Below are 1,193 nucleotides of genomic sequence, written 5' to 3'. Positions count from 1 at the left end.
CGAAAACTTTAAATTTTTTGTACAATATGGAAATTTCAAAGATTTAAAAGACTATAAAAATGGTGAGGTGTCCTATAATCCCAATGAACCTAATTATTCTGCACAATATCAACTAAGCAATGATGATTATAATGTAAAACAATTAAGAAAAAGATATGATATCTCAACGAACCAAGCGCCTAAATTAATATTGAAGGGTACAGGTGACATAAAAGGTTCTTCTGTAGGTTATAAACATCTTGAATTTACTTTTGTTCAAAATGAAGAAGAAAATATTTATTTTACTGATAGCTTGAACTTCAATCCGAGTAAGGATAATGAATGACCAACATAACTATTGAATATAATTCCAAAATTGAAAGCAGATGTGAGACGGTGCGTTATCTAAAGAAAGTAAATTTATACATAAGTCTAATAATTTTAATTTGTTTGGTCAGTGGATGTGGAGATAGTAAAGAAGCTGAAATTGAAAAAAGTTTTAATAAAACGTTAAGTATGTATCCAATTAAAAACTTAGAAGATTTATATGATAAGCAAGGCTATCGAGATGAAGAATTTGATAAAGACGATAAAGGAACATGGGTAATAACGTCTAGTATCAATATCCAACAAAAAGGGGAAGGTTTAAAAACTAGACGCATGGTTTTATTTATGAATCGAAATACAAGAACGTCCAAAGGTAAATTCATGATAACTGAAGTAAAAGAAAAAAGTGATATAGGATTTCACACTCGAATGAAAGAATATCCAGTCAAATTGATTGATAATAAAATCATTCCAACTAAACAAATAAATGATGAAAAATTAAAAAAAGAAATCGAAAACTTTAAGTTTTTCTCACAATATGGAAATTTTAAAGATTTAAAAGATTATAAAGATGGCGAGGTATCATATAATCCCAATGCCCCTAATTATTCTACTAAATATCAACTTAGCAACAATGATTTGAATGTTAAAAAACTAAGAAAAAGATATGATATCCCTACGAAACAAGCACCAAAATTATTATTAAAAGGTTCTGGTGATTTAAAAGGCTCATCCATAGGTTCTAAAAATATTGAATTTACCTTTGTAGAGAAAAAAGGAGAAAACATTTATTTTACCGATGATGTTGAATATGCCCCGAGTGAGAATAAGTAATGATTGAATAAAATTTCAAAAATTAAGAAAGATGTGAGCCAATGCATTATCTA

The 1,193-nt window shown here is 27.9% G+C and carries 2 protein-coding genes; both read left to right on the top strand.

The window, feature by feature from the left end; all coding sequences use genetic code 11:
• The coding region (locus HMPREF3264_RS05275) for a Csa1 family protein (RefSeq protein WP_141764451.1) at positions 1-325 on the top strand (325 nt) is incomplete at its 5' end.
• Between the two features lie 50 nt (positions 326-375).
• The gene (locus HMPREF3264_RS05270) at positions 376-1,140 is read left to right on the top strand and encodes a tandem-type lipoprotein (RefSeq protein ID WP_070872319.1); all 765 of its coding nucleotides are present in this window, start codon (positions 376-378) and stop codon (positions 1,138-1,140) included.
• Positions 1,141-1,193 lie beyond the last annotated feature (53 nt).

It is taken from the genome of Staphylococcus sp. HMSC62A08 (genome assembly GCF_001839105.1).
Classification (GTDB): Bacteria; Bacillota; Bacilli; order Staphylococcales; family Staphylococcaceae; genus Staphylococcus; species Staphylococcus caprae.
The sequence above is the reverse complement of the archived record's forward strand: the minus strand, read 5'-3'. Positions and strand labels throughout refer to the sequence as shown.